Source organism: Dawidia cretensis (assembly GCF_018598175.1).
Taxonomy (GTDB): domain Bacteria; phylum Bacteroidota; class Bacteroidia; order Cytophagales; family Cyclobacteriaceae; genus Ohtaekwangia; species Ohtaekwangia cretensis.
The window spans coordinates 1-15,182 of record NZ_JAHESE010000038.1 but is presented as its reverse complement, the minus strand read 5'-3'; the positions used below and the strand labels follow the sequence as shown (position 1 = coordinate 15,182).

The following is a 15,182-nucleotide window of genomic DNA, read 5'->3' as shown; positions in this document are numbered from 1 at the left end:
GTGTTTATGTATTATTCGCCGGGACGGCGGATCGATTCATTATTCATCGTATCGGTCGATACATTGGTAATGGCGGTGAGCATCTGGTGTAACCCAAACGGCATGTCTCCGGCCTTGACATTCAGCTCAATTTCAATAGCCCGTGAGTTCTCCTTTTTCTGACCCGATGAAATAGTGCCGCGCACACTCTTGGGCTGAATGAGGTACCACGGGCGGCTCTCTTTTTTCTCCGATTGCACCGTACCCATCTGGTCATACCTCTCCGATGTGTCTGATATTTCCATCGAAAACTTAAACTTCGCGTCTGATATACCCAGGGGCTGCACAGGCAGCAACGCCAGGTTGGGCACATAGATTGTACGCATGTTGCCGCTGCTGTCGAGATAGCTAAAACATTGTTGGTAAAGATCCCCGAAACGACGATAGAAATCCTCCACGTCGGCGCGTTCCTGGGGGGTGAGTTGCTGGCTGGGGTCTTTGGATTTGTCTAACTGCGCTCTGATATCGGCCCGGGCTTTGTCATAATCCTGGATCTCCTTACGTGTTCTTTCCAGTTCCCTTCTATGCTCCGGATCGGTATCGCTGCTATTGATCTTTTTATCAATCTCGGCCCGCTCGTCATCCTCATATTTATGCCGGAAGCCGATCTGAAGAATAAAATTCAGAAATGCACGCGCAGATTGTACCTGAGCCTCAAAAATAGAATTAAGCGGGGCCAGCAATGCGGCCGATAGGCTCAATTCCTGGCCTTCATTTTCTTTTTCCTCTTTTCCACTGGCAGAAGTTCCGTTTGACATAGTATAGATGAAGTGTCTTGATTACGAATAAATTAAAAAACCCATCTGCGCGGCTTCACTGGAAGCAACACGGAAGGGCTCATGGACGAAACCTACCCAAAAGATCGAAAAGAACCAAACGGCGGGGGAGGGGTGTTTTTCCTGTTTTGTATTTACGTAGTTAACTACGTAGTTTTGTACATAAATACATGGAAGATGACAACAGCGCTTTCCATCGACCCGATCGGCAATGCCTGCAGCCGCGAGGTAATCGATATTATATTGCCCATTCAGCAGCTGGAATTCAATGTTCCCGTTACCCTGGACGCGCAACCGGACTTGTTACAGCTCGATGAGGTTTATCACGGCTCGGGCGGCGGCTTTTGGGGTGCACGGTATGAGGGTCAACTTGTGGGCACCATCGGGCTGATTGCCTTCGACGGCCCCGCCGGCGCAATCCGCAAGATGTTTGTACGAAAAGAGTATCGCGGCAAGGAATTGAGTGTAGCGCAGAAATTGCTCGACACCCTGATAGCCTATAGCCGGCAACACGGCTTACATGCGTTATACCTCGGCACGGTACCCAAACTGCAGGCCGCCCTGCGTTTCTATGAACGTAATGGCTTTCGCCCGATTCAAAAGCAAGACCTGCCTCCGGCATTTCCGGTCATGCCCGTCGACACCGTCTTTTATTACCTTGACCTTTCCACGCAACCATGAGCACACCCCTGATAGACGAAGCCGGTATCCTGGCGATCTCGACCCGCCTGCAACGCCTCAGCGAGCAATTGCGGAAAGACTGTGCGCTGTTGTATAAAGCGCAAGGCATCGACTTCGAACCCAAGTGGTTCCCGGTGATCTATGCCCTGCATCGAAAACCCGTGCTAAGCGTAGTCGAAATCGCGACCGAGATCGGGTATACCCACCCATCGACGATCAGTTTGTTAAAAGAGCTGGAAAAGCACAAGCTGATTCGATCCCGGCGAGACAAGCAGGATGAGCGTAAGCGTCTGTTGCAACTAACGGACAAGGGCAAAGCGCTGGTCGCGCAGATGCAGCCGGCCTGGCGGGTGCTCACCAAAGTTCTTGGGCTGCTGACCAATACACCGAACAATCTGCTCAGGGCGCTGGACGAAGTGGAAGACGCTTTACTACAAACGAGCCTTATTGACAGACTCTTATCGGCCGTTGAAACAAAGCCTTTGTAGCGACCATGACCGCTTAATAATTAAGCAGAGCCGCTTAATAACTACATATCGTTTTCTCTGGTTTCGTGCTGACCTTGTGGATGTTTTATACCCAAGCTAACTAACAACGCACGTATGGTCACTACTATGAAGAAGGCGCAGCGGACGCGCCAGTTTATCATTGAAAAGGCCGCCCCCCTCTTCAACCAGAAAGGCTTTGCCGGCACTTCCATTACGGACATTATGGAAGTCACCAAGCTGGCAAAGGGCGGCGTCTACGGAAACTTTGAAAGCAAAGCAGAGATTTGCCGCGAGTCATTTAACTACCTGGCTATGGGCCTCTCTGACAGGCTCGACAAAGTAGTAGCACGCGAACGTACAGGTAAACAAAAGCTCTTTGCTTTACTGGATTTTTACGAAGAGTACCTCCTGCAGGATGATGCCGGCGGTTGCCCCATTCTGAACTTCGGGGTCGAGGCCGATGCGGCACACCCCGTCATCAAAGAACAGGTGAACAATGTCATCTGGCTTTTCCAGGGACGGATCTCGGGCATCGTCCAGCAGGGCATCGAAGCAGGCGAGTTCCGGGATACATTTCCGGCAGAGGAGTTTGCCATCAAAATGTTTACCATGCTGGAAGGCGCCTTGCTGATCGGCCGGATCCAGGAGAGCTACGAGCAGATGCGACTTATCACCGGCCTGCTCAAGGCCGAGATACGCCAGTACCTCATGTTGCAGCCTTCTGCACTCTAAGAAAATTACTGTGGGCTTGTTGCCGGCCGATCATTCGCGCCGGCAGCGGGTCCGGTAAACAGGCAGTTGTAAAAAACAGCGGTCGGCCCGGGTGCTTTTGGCGCCGACACTTTTACGGTTACATTCAATTCTATAGGCGGGAAGTTTACCTTTCGCCGGTAATTTTATACCCGGCAACGGCTCCCATGAAGCTTCACAGATTGCCCCGGGGTATAGTTATACCTTCCCGTATCTTTACCGCAAACACAACCAACATGAAAGGAAAACTACTTCTCCTGACCGCTTTGCTTTTTGTGGTGTATACCGAGTCTTCGGCCCGTGCCCGGATACCTTATTGCTCCGAGTGCCAGTACATCATACCCGTAGCCGACCTGCCGGATAGCACCCGGTTCTATTCAGAAGACCATAAGGCATATGCGGATATAGCCTATGTCTACAAACAATTCTGGATCGTATGGCTGCCGATCTGGAACTTTGATGAGCACTATTGCCTGTCTATAAAAGGTCAGGATGTATACTTCGATGTCAGTGAGGAAGAGCTACAGGAGTACGCGACAACCTACAACCTCGACCTGCCGTCTAACCCCATTTCCTTGTGGGACAAGATCGGCGGAAAAGCCATTATCCTCGTACTGGTCGCCGGTGCCATCTGGGCCTATTGGGGCAAGGATAGCGCAACGGAAGAGGAAAAGACCCCGCAAGAGGTACCCGTAGAAGAGAAAAAATAGCCGTCCGCACGCGAACGGTTTGTATTGTAACCGAACAGCCCCGCTGGGAAAAAGCCTGCAATTGGCCCCGGAGGGGCTATTTTTTTTGGCCGTCGAATTGTATACCGCCTTGCGAACAAAATTGCCAACCCGGTATCGCCCATGCTCAAAAACTATTTCATCATCGCCTGGAGAAGCCTGCTTCGGAACAAGATCTATACCGTCATCAACATTACCGGGCTGGCCGTCGGCCTGTGTTGCTGCCTGCTGATCACCCTCTACATACGCGAAGAGCTTTCATACGATCAGTACCACGAGCACGCACCCAATATATACCGGGTGTTACAATCATTCCGCTCGCCGGAAAAGGGCGCCAGGCTGCAGGCACCGGCACCAGGAGAATATCAGGTATGGGGATGTGCGCCCGTGGGGCCGGCCCTACGGGAGTATTATCCGGAAGTACAGCACGTGACACAATTTACCAGCCCAAACACGATGTTGCTGGAGCGTGGTGACAGGCGCTTTCAGGAAAATAATATCACATTTGCCGACTCCGCTACATTTGATATTTTCAGCTGGAAGCTACTGGAAGGAAATCCCGCTCTCGCGCTGAAAGAGCTAAATGGCATCGTGCTGACGAAAAGCCTGGCGCGTAAATACTTTGGCGAGGAAGCCGCCTTGGGGCAGATGTTGCGTGTAGACAATAACTTCCAGGTAATCGTTACCGGTGTTATGGAAGATATACCGGCTAATTCGCACTTCTCGTTCGATGCTTTTATTTCAATGAACACCTTTCGCAAGTTCCGGCCCGAAATCTTTGGATGGTGGGGCTACGTAGATTTTTATACTTACTTCCGGTTGCCGGAGAACGCTCGCATAAAAAAAATGGAGGCACGCACATCCGACTTCGCGGCACGCAACGTGCCGGATGGTGAAAATGGCTGGTATGCCATGACCTTCGAACCCCTGTCAGATGCTTATCTATATTCGAAGGCCGGTCGCCAGCCAGGCGTAACCGGTAGCCTGTCGAACGTATATATCTTTGCCTCGGTTGCTGTTTTTATCCTGCTCATCGCCTGCATCAATTTTATGAACCTCTCCACCGCACGGTCCATGGAGCGTGCCAAAGAAGTCGGCGTGCGCAAGACAGTCGGTGCGTTACGGCGCAGCCTGGTATACCAATTCCTGACCGAGTCGGTAATCCTTTCGTTCATCTCGGCCTTTGTCGCCGTTGTGCTGGCATTGATCGCGCTGCCGTTGGTGCAGGAGCTGTCGGCCAAAACATTAGGCGGTCCTGCAGCAGTAAAAATGGTGCTGCCCTGGGTACTGTTCGCGGCGAGCGTGATCGGCCTGCTGGCCGGCAGCTATCCGGCCCTGGTATTGAGCGGCTTCCGGCCGGCGGCCGTCCTGAAAGGCAAATTTAAGGCGTCAACCAGTGGCGTATTACTGCGCAAAGGCTTAGTGGTTGTGCAGTTTAGCCTATCCATTGCGTTGATGGCCGGTACGGCGGTTGTACTCTCGCAACTCGACCATATGCGGTCGAGTGACCTGGGCTTTGAAAAGGATCAGATGCTGGTAATCGACTATGGCGGCGATGCCGACGTAAATAAAAAGATCGAAGCCATCAAGGATGCCCTCGGCCGGCACCCGGCCGTGAAAGCAGCGTCGGCATCGCGCGCCGTACCGGGCACCTTCTTTCCCAATGCCCACACGGAGGTAGAAAACCCGTCGGGTGAAATGCAAGCAGGCGGGCCTTCGCTGTACGAGATCGACTTTGACTTTGTGCCCACATACGGTATCGAAATGGCCGCGGGCCGCGCGTACTCGCGAAATTTCCAGGTAGACTCCACGCAGACGATGCTGCTAAACGAAGCGGCCGCAAAACTTTATGGCTACGCCAACCCGGCAGACATCATCGGCAGGAAGTTCTCGCAATGGGGACGCGAAGGTGTTGTCGTTGGAGTCGTAAAAGATTTTCATTATCAATCGCTCCACCGCAAGGTCGAGCCGCTGGCATTGCGTTTGGCGCCCAACGAATCATTAAACAACATCACAGTAAAGATCGAAGGCGGTAACTATGAAAAAACAATTGCCGAGCTGCAGGCAATTTGGAAAACAGTCGCACCGCAGCGGCCCTTCCTTTATACATTCCTCGACCAATCGTTTGGCCAGCAATACAAAGCTGACGTACAGTTCACAAGCATCTTCGGTATCTTTGCCGGGCTGACCATCTTCATTGCCTGCCTCGGCTTGTTTGGCCTGGCCACATACGCCACTGAACAGCGCGTGAAAGAGATCGGCATCCGCAAGGTGCTGGGAGCCTCCGTGGCGGGCATCGCCGGGATGCTGTCGTCCGATTTCCTGAAGCTGGTCGTCGTGTCTATGCTGATCGCGATCCCCGCGTCGTGGTGGGCTATGAGCCGTTGGCTCGAGACCTTCCCATACCGTGTATCCCTGTCGTGGTGGATGTTTGCATTGGCCGCCGTGCTGGCGCTCATCATCGCCCTGGTGACCGTAAGCTTTAAAGCCATTCGCGCCGCGATGATCAGCCCCATAAGCTCGCTGCGCTCGGAGTGATCAGGTAACAATCGTCCGAAACGTCAGGTTGACCCGCGGCCGCGTGACGAGCTTCGTCGGCGGCAGACGGTGTAGCCAGTACGTTTGGGTAGTATCCTTCATCACCAACAGGCTGCCGTGTTGTAACACGACAGAAACGGTCTGGCCCTGTTGCTTATGCTTGAAAGAAAATTTACGGTCGGCGCCAAAGCTTAACGAGCCAATGGCGCCGTTTCGTTTTAAATCCCGTTCCGCATCGCTGTGCCAGGCCATGCCCTCTTCTCCCGTATGATACAGGTTTAGTAAACACGAGTTGTAGGTTTCTCCCGTGCGTTGCTCGGTGACAGCTTTCAGCGCCTGCAGCGCCGGTGTCCATGGCAGCGCATGCCGCGTGGTGTTAGAATACGTATAGGAAAACGCGCGATCGCCATACCAGGCCACCTTGCGTTTGGTGAAGATGTGTTTGCCCATAATGACAGCTTCATCCTGCCGCCAGGCAACTGTGTCCAGCAACGTTTGCAGGTAGCGATCGGCTTCGGTTTGTGTGAAGACAGGACCGTAGTAATGCACCGTGCCTTCGTACGGTAGCAGGTTCGTGGGGCCGGTGGCCGGTTCATGGAATAAGTCCATCGTAAGTATGCTGGTTAGCTGACGGCGTCGTGAAAGATCACACCCAGGGTATACCGTTCGCCGCGGTGCACCTCGCTCACGCCGTGGCGCATGCTGGCGCGGTAATATCCTTTGCTGCCTTTCACCGGCCGGAAATTGGTGGTGAAGATAAGCATATCGCCTTTACCCGGCGTCAACACGATCGCCTTTGATTGCGCCCGCGGTGTTTGCTGGGTAAGCACAAACTCACCTCCCGTGTAATCAGGGCCAGGGGCGCTGAGAAAGAAGACGGTCTGCAGCGGAAAGTATACCTCGCCATACAGGTCCTGGTGCAGCGTGTTGAATCCGCCCGCCCCATATTTCAGAATGAGCGGCGTGGGCTTGTGCTGATCGTGCGCGCGGCATTGTTCCAGCAGCGCCTCCAGCGTGGCCGGGAACCGGTCCGGTAGATGCAGCGCCTCCATCCACGCATTTGCCACGGGCACCAGGTGTGGATATACTTCTTCACGTATAGTCTGCAGCGCAGGCGGTAAGGGATATTGAAAATATTTGTATTCACCCAACCCAAACCGGTGGCGTTCCATCATCACCGTCTTGCGATACCCCTGCGGGGCAGCGTAAGCTTGTTTGAGCGTTTCGCACAAAGCGTCCGGGAGGAGATTGGGTAAAAGCGCGTACCCGTTGTCGTGCAGCTGCCGGGCAATGCCCGGCCAGTCGGCGGTAATAAGCGCTGTGCGCAAGGTCGTTGTTTCAGAGGCGTGCATAGGTGCCAGGTTGTTGTTAATGCTCCAAAGATCCCGCCCGGGCGAGTTTCCGGAAACCCGGAACTTGCTATTGTTGTCGGGGCATCCTCATTTTGGCTTCAGGGTGCCGCAATTTGGCTACGCAGCGTATCGGGTTGATGTGTATCTTTGTAGCATCACGCTGCCTTCTCCGTCATGAACAAAAATTCGATCCGGATCCGTTCCATTCGCGACATGCACCGCATGCTGGGCATTGCCGGGCCGCACCACCCACTGGTCAGTGTAGTAAACTTCCGCGATATTCAACAGTCCGCCGCCGACTTCACGCAAGGTTGCTCACTCGACTTTTACATGATCGCCATCAAAAAAGATTTCAAAGGAAAGGTTCGATACGGACAAAGCTATTACGATTTTGACGAGGGCGTCATGTCCTTCATCGCACCCGGACAGGTGTGTTACGAAGAGCGAAACGATCGCCCCGCCGCCGGTTCATCACTGCTGTTTCATGCCGACCTGATCCGTGGCTACGCGCTCGACAAAGGCATCAAACAATTTGAGTTCTTCTCCTACGCCATCAACGAGGCCCTGTACCTTTCCAAGAAAGAAGAACGCACCGTCGAGGCCCTATTCAAAAGCATACGGCAGGAGTACGAGGCGCCGCTTGATCGCTTTAGCCAAAATGTAATGGTCTCGCAGATCGAAGTACTGCTACACCACGCCGATCGGTTCTACAACCGCCAGTTCATGAGCCGCAAACCCGCCAGCAATGACCTGCTCGTAAAGCTCGACGGCCTTCTGGACACGCACTTCAACAACCCTTCCAACATCGGCCTGCCCACCGTAAAGGAGCTCGCGGATACCCTGCACGTGTCGCCCAGCTACCTCAGCGACATGCTGCGCGTCCACACGGGCCAAAACACCCAGCAACACATTCATCACAAACTGATCGAGAAAGCCAAACAGATCCTAAGCTCGAGCAACCTGACCATCGCCGAAATAGCCTATCAGTTAGGCTTCGAGCACCCCCAGTCGTTTAGCAAAATATTCAAGCGCAAAACCAACGTATCGCCCCTGGAGTTCCGTCAATCCTTCAACTAACCCGCGCCGCCGGCGCACCAGATCGTTAGCTTTTCGTACCTTAGCGCCCACTTTCCATGGAACACTTCGAGGCCTATCGCTACAAATTATTCACCATCGCCTATAAAATGACGAAACGCGTGGCCGATGCCGAAGACATCGTACAAGACACGTTTATAGTAGTAGGCAGCCGACCGTTAGACACCATTCAAGACATAGAAGGCTACCTCGTTCGCTCGGTCATGAACCGTTGCCTCACCCTGCTCGAAAAGAATAAACACATCACATATCCCGGTATCGACTTACCCGAGCCTTTGTTTACCGAGAAGTTCCAACAAGTACAGTCGCAAGATGTCTCCTATGCCTTGACCGTGCTGCTGCAAACACTTAATCCCTTAGAGCGGGCCGTCTTCCTGCTAAAAGAAACACTGGAGTATAGCTATCCCGAGGTAGCGGATATAGTATCGATCAAAGAAGACCACTGCCGCCAATTATTTCACCGCGCGAAGGAAAAGCTCGCGGAAGGTAAACCCCGGCATATACCGTCACCGGCTTCAGCCGATCGGTTGATCCGCGCCTTTCTGCAAATCAGCGAGCAGGGAGATTTGCAACAGTTGATGGCATGCTTGAAAGAAGATGTCGCCATCTATTCCGATGGCGGTGGTAAAGTCACTGCGGCACGAAATGTCATTACCGGCCGCGAGCATTGCCTGGCATTCCTTTCGGGCGTGTACGACAAAATGGGCGCTGCACTGACACCTACCGTAACACGCATCAACGGCGAGCCGGGACTCATTTTCTATAACACGCAATCCGGTGCCATCGACACCGTCATGATGCTGGTCTTTGACGACGAAGCCATCACCACCATCTACTTTATGCGAAACCCCGACAAGCTTACACCGGCTGCCTGATTTCGTGTCCATCGATCAGCCCCTTCCAAAATACTTGTAAATAAACGCCGGGTATTCGGCGGGCATGTCACGCCACTGAAAGCCATGCGTAAAACCGATGGTGATCAGCACGGCAGCCAAAATTCCCACGCCGGCAATGGCATACGAAATGCCGGTCGAGCGTGTCTTTAAATAATGAAGCGAAGCGATGTGAAGCGATATCGAGGCGACCGAAAGGAAATAGTAGGGGAGGAAAAAAAACGTGGCCGGATAATAGTTCATGCCGACGCCGGCATAATAAAAGTTGGTGTCGAGATGCTCGACAAGCCGCCCCGTCATCACGCCGCCCATGTGAACGACTAAAAAAAAGGAGAGGTACAAGCCCGAATACACCTGGATCTTTTCCGCGGGAATCTTCGCTTCGTGGCGTGTCAATAAACGGATGCCTGTGATGAATTGGAAGACTACGGCGGCCAGGAGCATGGTCTCGATAACCGGGTGACGGTAAACCAGGCGAAACCGCTCCATCCACACGATGTGCAGCGCCGGACCACCTAACGATAGGAGATGATTCAACAGGTGGAAGCCGATGAAGATGGCGAGCGTGACGCCAGAAAAGTAATGTATAGTTTTCCAGGTAGTTCGTTTGTCAAGTGTAGTCATGCTGTATTTATGGCAAGGACTGCCAAAAGAGAATTTTTGTGACATGACCGCTCCAAAATTTTTAGCAGTGGATTAATAGGGGTTTTCCCGCACAAAAATTCATACCAGGTGGTCACGTTTGCGGCACTGGGGCGGATTATACCCGTTTAAAAAACTATGCCATATAGCATCCTGTCCAACAATGAGATAGATTGGGCGTAAAACTTACACAGCCGTCGGAGTTACGTCGTCACTGTGAGGTAAATAGCTACCTTTACTTCGTGTATGGCCTGAAAACGGGACCGCTTCCAGCCAGACTCTTTCAATGAAGCCCAACTCCGAGCAACCGACCTACCTTGCCCGTCACGGAAAGACTATCTTTCTTGTCATATTCCTGTTTACGTCGCTTTGTGCCTCTGCACAGATTTGCGATTGCCCACCCCCTGGTACGTGTGCACCATGTCGGGGCGGTTACTCTAAATTCACCCTTCGATTTAATAGTTTTTTTCCGTACCTGATCACCGTGTCAGATCAGGGCGGTGTGATTTTTAATGCCGTGGTCGGCGCGGGAGATACATTTTCTTTTAGCGGCTCAAGACCCAACGAAAAATTTCAAGGCCCCGCTATTCAGCTCCGCATAGCCGGCTCTCCCAACGCCAGTATCGGCACAGGCTGTGGCAGCGATGTAGAAGTGGGCGATCGCTTTGGAAGCTTCACGGTGGTGGCCGGCGAAAGCAAAGATGGTGGCGCCATTTGTTGTGATGAATCCGATCGCGACGACGATGCGCCCGACATTCGCAATTGTCCTGACGACCGCAACGTTAACGTGTCATCTGGTGACGGCGGCTGTACGGTTGCGGTTCGTTGGACGGAGCCCACCGCCGACGATGATTGCACCGTGGCGAGCTTTACCAGCAACTTTCACCCCGGAGATGATTTTCCGGTGGGGGATACGTGGGTGACATACACTGCCATGGACAAGGCTGGTAACAAATCCGAATGTAGATTTCGCATCAGAGTCATTGACAACGTCAGGCCCCAGATCACCGGTCCCGGATCGATGATAGTGCCTGCCACGGAATCTTGCGCGGCCGTAGTCACCTGGACAACGCCCACCGTGACCGACTGTTCCGCCGTCACGTTAACGAGCAACGTTCCTTCGGGAACGTCCTTTCCCGTAGGAAATCATACGGTAACCTATACCGCGCGGGACGCACGCGGCAACGTGTCCCCTCATTCATTCGATATACGTGTAACTGACGATATACCGCCTGCTTTCACAAACTGCCCTGCCGACATAACCGTGCAAGAGAATGCCGCCTGTGAAAGCATCGTAACCTGGACACCGCCCTCCGTAAGCGACGTCTGTGGCAACCCGGTAGTGGCGTCAAATCATAAACCCGGTGCGAAGTTCCCAATCGGATCGACTCGCGTCGAGTATACCGCGACAGACTTGAAAGGCAATAAGGCTGTCTGCAGCTTCCTGGTAAATGTCGTCACCGAAGCTACCCCCGTCGTGACAGGCTGCCCGCCGGAGCCGATCCGCGTTCGCGCGGACGAACGGGGCGAAGCCGAAGTAACCTGGCCGGAACCGCAAGCGACCGTCGCCTGCGGTGACGTACCTGTCGAGCGGTCACATGCGCCCGGCAGCATCTTCAACATCGGCACAACCGCTGTGTTATATACCTTTGGTCAGGGCGATCACACGGCGACGTGTAGCTTCAACGTGATCGTCTCGCCGCCCGACGTCACGATCGATATTGGCAAAGCCGTCACACCTAACGGCGACGGCATCCACGACTACTGGGAGATTGTTCCGCTGGAAAAATACAAAGACAACGCTGTGCTGGTCATTGACCGCTGGGGCAATAAGATATACGAGGCGAGTGGCTACGACAACGAGCGCGTCCGTTGGGATGGCCGCAGTCAACAAGGTGCGAAAGTACCTACCGGCACCTACTTCTACACGGTGGAGGTCCGGGTACAAGGTATCGTTTGGAAACGGAAAGGCTCAATAGAAGTAATACAACCCTAGCATGCGGAGAAAACAATATTGCTTTCTGGTGTGCCTGCTGGTAATAGCCTTCCTGACGGCAGTGACCGGCCGTGCTACTGCGCAGCAAGCTCCGCAGTTCACGCAGTTCATGCTCAACAACATGGTATTGAATCCCGCCTATGCCGGCGCGGAAGAAGCGTTAACCCTCACCGTGCTGACCCGTGGCCAATGGAGTGGGGTAGACGGTGCACCGTCCACGCAGTGCCTTTCTGCACATACCCTGCTGCGGTCACAACGGGTGGGGCTGGGGCTCGCCGTCGTCCGCGACCAGATCGGCGTCCATAAAAACACGAACATTCGAACCAACTACGCCTACCATCTGCCGGTACACAACCGCGGTATATTGTCGATGGGGATCCAGGCAGGCGTCACAACCTTGAAATCCGATTATGCATCGCTGCTGGGAAACAGCAACGACCCGCAGCTGATGAGCAACGTAAACAAAACCTTCCTGGGCTTTGGCGCGGGTATCTATTATCGCACTACGCATTGGTGTGCCGGTCTGTCCATACCCGAGCTGATGTCAAAGACATTGGCGGTACAAGACACACTGACGGTGCGGGTGCGCCGGACGAACGTATTAGGCTATGCACGCTATAGTTTTATGGTGAACGAGTCCATTGACATCGAGCCCGCCATCTTACTCAAATATTATGCGGGCGTGCCGGTATCGGCCGATATCAACCTCAATGTTGTATACCGCAAAGCCCTGACCGGCGGCCTCTCATACCGCAAGGGCGAGTCGATCGACCTGCTGATGCGCTTCCAGCTCACGCCTCAGTTGCAACTGGGGTATGCCTACGACCATCCGGTAGGTTCTGCCGGGCAACTGAGCAGTGCATCGCATGAGCTGATGGTCAGCTACCGTTTCAGTAACATTCAAATGGACGTGGAATCACCCCGATAAGATTGTATGACAAAAGCGTGTATTGTGCTGGCGATAGGATGTTTGGGCTACCTGCAGGGCGTGAGCCAGGCGACGGTCTTTTCCTTGTTCCAGGACCCGCTGCACGAAGCCGACCGGCACTTCGCGGCCGGGCATTACGCGCAGGCCGCAACCTTGTATACCACCGAGCTCGCGCGAAAGCCTAACGACGTTGCCACGCGCCGGAAGCTGGCGCAGGCCCGGTACCGTGCGAAAGACTACTCCGGCGCCGTGGCTGCCTACGACCAATACCTGTCAGGCACGGGCAATACCTTGCCCTGGGACGATCTATATTACTACGCGGAGGCCAACGCCACCCTGGGGCGCCGCGCCGTCGCCCTGGACTATTACAAACGATGCCTGGCGCAACAACCCGACCATGAGCTGGTAGCCAAAAAGATCTGGCGCCTCACCAACCTGCAATACCTGTACGAAGACTCCGCGCATTATGCCGTGCGGCCCCTGAACGTCAACACCGCGTCGGGCGAGCTTTGCGCCGTGCCCTACCAGGATGGATTTGTCTTTACCTCAAACCGCAAAGGGTCGGGCATCGTCGAACGGTTCAACCGGAAGTCAAACGCGCCGTTCTATAAGCTCTACCGGGCCCGCTGGAAAGAAGACACTGCTACACATATACTGACCGTTGATAAGCCCGTGGTCTTTGCAACCTCCCTGCGTGCAGGGTATAATACGGGGCCAATGGCATTCTATCGGGACGATAAACAAATGGTATTTGTCACATCTTCCGAAAAGGCCGGCGTAAATGGCCGTCGCACACTGGGACTATACTTCGCTGTCGCGGAAGGGAAGAAGTGGAAGGTAGTGTCGCCTTTCCCGTTCAACAGCGACCGGTACTCCATCCACGACGTCTCGATCAATGAAGACGGCACAGTGCTGTATTTCTCATCGGACATGGACGGCGGCGCGGGTGGTAAAGACCTCTATACAAGCCAGTGGCTCGACGGAAAGTGGACGAGGCCGCGCAACCTGGGTGAGGCCATCAATACCCCCTTGAACGAAGCCTTTCCATACCTGCACAACCACATGCTATACTTCTCGTCCGACGGTCACCCGGGCATGGGGCAGCTCGACATCTTCCGCGCACAAGTGCAAGACGACGGCTATGGCGAACCGGAGAACATCGGTTACCCCATCAACAGTCCCTACGACGACTTTGGCCTGGCCTTCGACTCCCTGGGCACGCATGGATACCTCAGCTCCAATCGCCGGCACGGCGGCTACGACGACGACGTATACGAAGTAGACATGGACCTTCAGACGTATCCGTTTACCATAGCCTGTGTGTTGAAGTACAAGGAGCATACCTGGAGCGACCGCTCGGGTGTAATGATCTGGCCCAACGCGCGGGTGGCGCTGATGGACAGTGGCAACGGCAAGTCGGTTTTTACGACCCAAACCGACGCCACCGGAAATTTTTCGATTATGATTCCGTATTTCAGTAAATACTATGTGCAGGTAACAGACGAAGAAGGGGTGGAGCACAAAGCGAGCTTCGAGCTGAATAAATACCAGGGCGAAGCCAGTGTGCACGAGATTGTGATTGTAAAAGACATTTTTAAGAAGAACAACGACCGGAAGTAACATGAAACATTCCGTATTTTTTATTCGTGCCGTGCTCGTCATCCTGGTGGTGGCTACCGGCCATGTCGTATTGGCGCAGGAAAAGCAAATGATCCAGATCAAGACATTTGACGAGAAGCTGAAGCCCTTAAAAAATATAGAACTGTCGCTGAACGACGGCGCGTTTATCTCGACGGGTGCCAAAGGTGCTGCGTTTGTAGAAATAGGAGCAAACGAGCTTCCGGTGAAATCGGTGCGGATTAAAGATGAGAAGCTGGAGGCGGCCTCGTGGAATTTCTCCAAAGGCGTGATCGAGATCATCGTCCGGCAGCGTAACTATACCGTTGTACGCATGGCCCTGCGCCTTCCCAACGGCCGACCGATCCCCCAGGCGTCGGTGTTGTTCAAAGGCGCCAAACCCGTCACCGTCACGACCAACCAGGCGGGTGAATTTGAGCTACCGCTGCCCTTCCAGGAAAAGCTGACGTCGGCCGATCAGTTCCAGGTACAAGACATGAAAGTGTTGCGCATCAACCTGTCGGAAAATGTGTTGGTGGCCGAACGTGCCAAGGCCCCTACAAAAACGACACGCGACCAGATCATCGACTTTGACCTTTCGCGTCTGGATTCCATTCAGTCGCTGACCGTGTTCTATGCGGTGTTCAAGAATATATCCA

15 protein-coding genes are annotated in these 15,182 nt (G+C 53.8%); 11 read left to right on the top strand and 4 right to left on the bottom strand.

Annotated elements, in window-relative coordinates:
• Positions 1 to 11: 11 nt before the first annotated feature.
• Positions 12 to 797, bottom strand: a complete 786-nt coding sequence (locus KK062_RS25605) for a DUF2589 domain-containing protein (RefSeq protein WP_254087226.1) — start codon at positions 795 to 797, stop codon at positions 12 to 14.
• 195 nt (positions 798 to 992) lie between these two features.
• Between KK062_RS25605 and KK062_RS25600 the strand changes: the two genes are divergently transcribed.
• The 5 genes from KK062_RS25600 (at position 993) to KK062_RS25580 (ending at position 6,000) form a co-directional block, all read left to right on the top strand.
• Positions 993 to 1,496: a GNAT family N-acetyltransferase gene (locus tag KK062_RS25600; protein ID WP_254087225.1), complete on the top strand. Its 504-nt coding sequence runs from the start codon at positions 993 to 995 to the stop codon at positions 1,494 to 1,496.
• Positions 1,493 to 1,984 (top strand): MarR family winged helix-turn-helix transcriptional regulator, encoded by a 492-nt coding sequence (locus KK062_RS25595; protein WP_254087224.1) that lies wholly within the window; start codon positions 1,493 to 1,495, stop codon positions 1,982 to 1,984. The genes KK062_RS25600 and KK062_RS25595 overlap by 4 nt, the downstream gene beginning before the upstream one ends.
• Before the next feature lie 114 nt (positions 1,985 to 2,098).
• Positions 2,099 to 2,716, top strand: a complete 618-nt coding sequence (locus KK062_RS25590) for a TetR/AcrR family transcriptional regulator (protein WP_254087223.1) — start codon at positions 2,099 to 2,101, stop codon at positions 2,714 to 2,716.
• Between the two features lie 254 nt (positions 2,717 to 2,970).
• On the top strand, positions 2,971 to 3,444 hold the full coding sequence (locus KK062_RS25585; RefSeq protein ID WP_254087222.1) for a hypothetical protein: 474 nt from the start codon (positions 2,971 to 2,973) through the stop codon (positions 3,442 to 3,444).
• A 141-nt stretch (positions 3,445 to 3,585) separates the two neighbouring features.
• On the top strand, positions 3,586 to 6,000 hold the full coding sequence (locus tag KK062_RS25580; protein ID WP_254087221.1) for an ABC transporter permease: 2,415 nt from the start codon (positions 3,586 to 3,588) through the stop codon (positions 5,998 to 6,000).
• On the opposite strand, the gene KK062_RS25575 is transcribed toward KK062_RS25580, so the two are convergent.
• Together KK062_RS25575 and KK062_RS25570 are read right to left on the bottom strand one after the other, a co-directional pair.
• Complete coding sequence (locus tag KK062_RS25575) at positions 6,001 to 6,609, bottom strand: alpha-ketoglutarate-dependent dioxygenase AlkB family protein (RefSeq protein WP_254087220.1); 609 nt, start codon at positions 6,607 to 6,609, stop codon at positions 6,001 to 6,003. It abuts the gene before it with no gap.
• A 14-nt stretch (positions 6,610 to 6,623) separates the two neighbouring features.
• Positions 6,624 to 7,352 (bottom strand): 2OG-Fe(II) oxygenase, encoded by a 729-nt coding sequence (locus KK062_RS25570; protein WP_254087219.1) that lies wholly within the window; start codon positions 7,350 to 7,352, stop codon positions 6,624 to 6,626.
• Positions 7,353 to 7,526: 174 nt separating this feature from the next.
• Between KK062_RS25570 and KK062_RS25565 the strand changes: the two genes are divergently transcribed.
• Together KK062_RS25565 and KK062_RS25560 are read left to right on the top strand one after the other, a co-directional pair.
• Positions 7,527 to 8,429, top strand: coding sequence for a helix-turn-helix domain-containing protein (locus tag KK062_RS25565; protein ID WP_254087218.1), 903 nt, complete (start codon positions 7,527 to 7,529; stop codon positions 8,427 to 8,429).
• 56 nt (positions 8,430 to 8,485) lie between these two features.
• Positions 8,486 to 9,322 (top strand): sigma-70 family RNA polymerase sigma factor, encoded by an 837-nt coding sequence (locus KK062_RS25560; protein ID WP_254087217.1) that lies wholly within the window; start codon positions 8,486 to 8,488, stop codon positions 9,320 to 9,322.
• Between the two features lie 15 nt (positions 9,323 to 9,337).
• Here the strand turns inward: KK062_RS25560 and KK062_RS25555 are convergent, their stop codons facing one another.
• A complete protein-coding gene (locus KK062_RS25555) occupies positions 9,338 to 9,964 on the bottom strand; it encodes a hypothetical protein (RefSeq protein ID WP_254087216.1) in 627 nt (208 codons plus the stop codon).
• A gap of 502 nt (positions 9,965 to 10,466) precedes the next feature.
• On the opposite strand from KK062_RS25555, the gene KK062_RS25550 reads away from it, so the two are divergent.
• The 4 genes from KK062_RS25550 to KK062_RS25535 all read left to right on the top strand — a co-directional run.
• The gene (locus tag KK062_RS25550) at positions 10,467 to 11,978 is read left to right on the top strand and encodes an HYR domain-containing protein (protein ID WP_254087215.1); all 1,512 of its coding nucleotides are present in this window, start codon (positions 10,467 to 10,469) and stop codon (positions 11,976 to 11,978) included.
• Between the two features lies 1 nt (position 11,979).
• Positions 11,980 to 12,906 carry a PorP/SprF family type IX secretion system membrane protein gene (locus KK062_RS25545; RefSeq protein ID WP_254087214.1) on the top strand — a complete coding sequence of 309 codons (927 nt, stop codon included), beginning with the start codon at positions 11,980 to 11,982 and terminating at the stop codon, positions 12,904 to 12,906.
• A gap of 6 nt (positions 12,907 to 12,912) precedes the next feature.
• Positions 12,913 to 14,526: a tetratricopeptide repeat protein gene (locus tag KK062_RS25540; protein ID WP_254087213.1), complete on the top strand. Its 1,614-nt coding sequence runs from the start codon at positions 12,913 to 12,915 to the stop codon at positions 14,524 to 14,526.
• A gap of 1 nt (position 14,527) precedes the next feature.
• Positions 14,528 to 15,182, top strand: a 655-nt coding sequence (locus KK062_RS25535) for a hypothetical protein (protein ID WP_254087212.1), incomplete at its 3' end; no start/stop codon positions are given.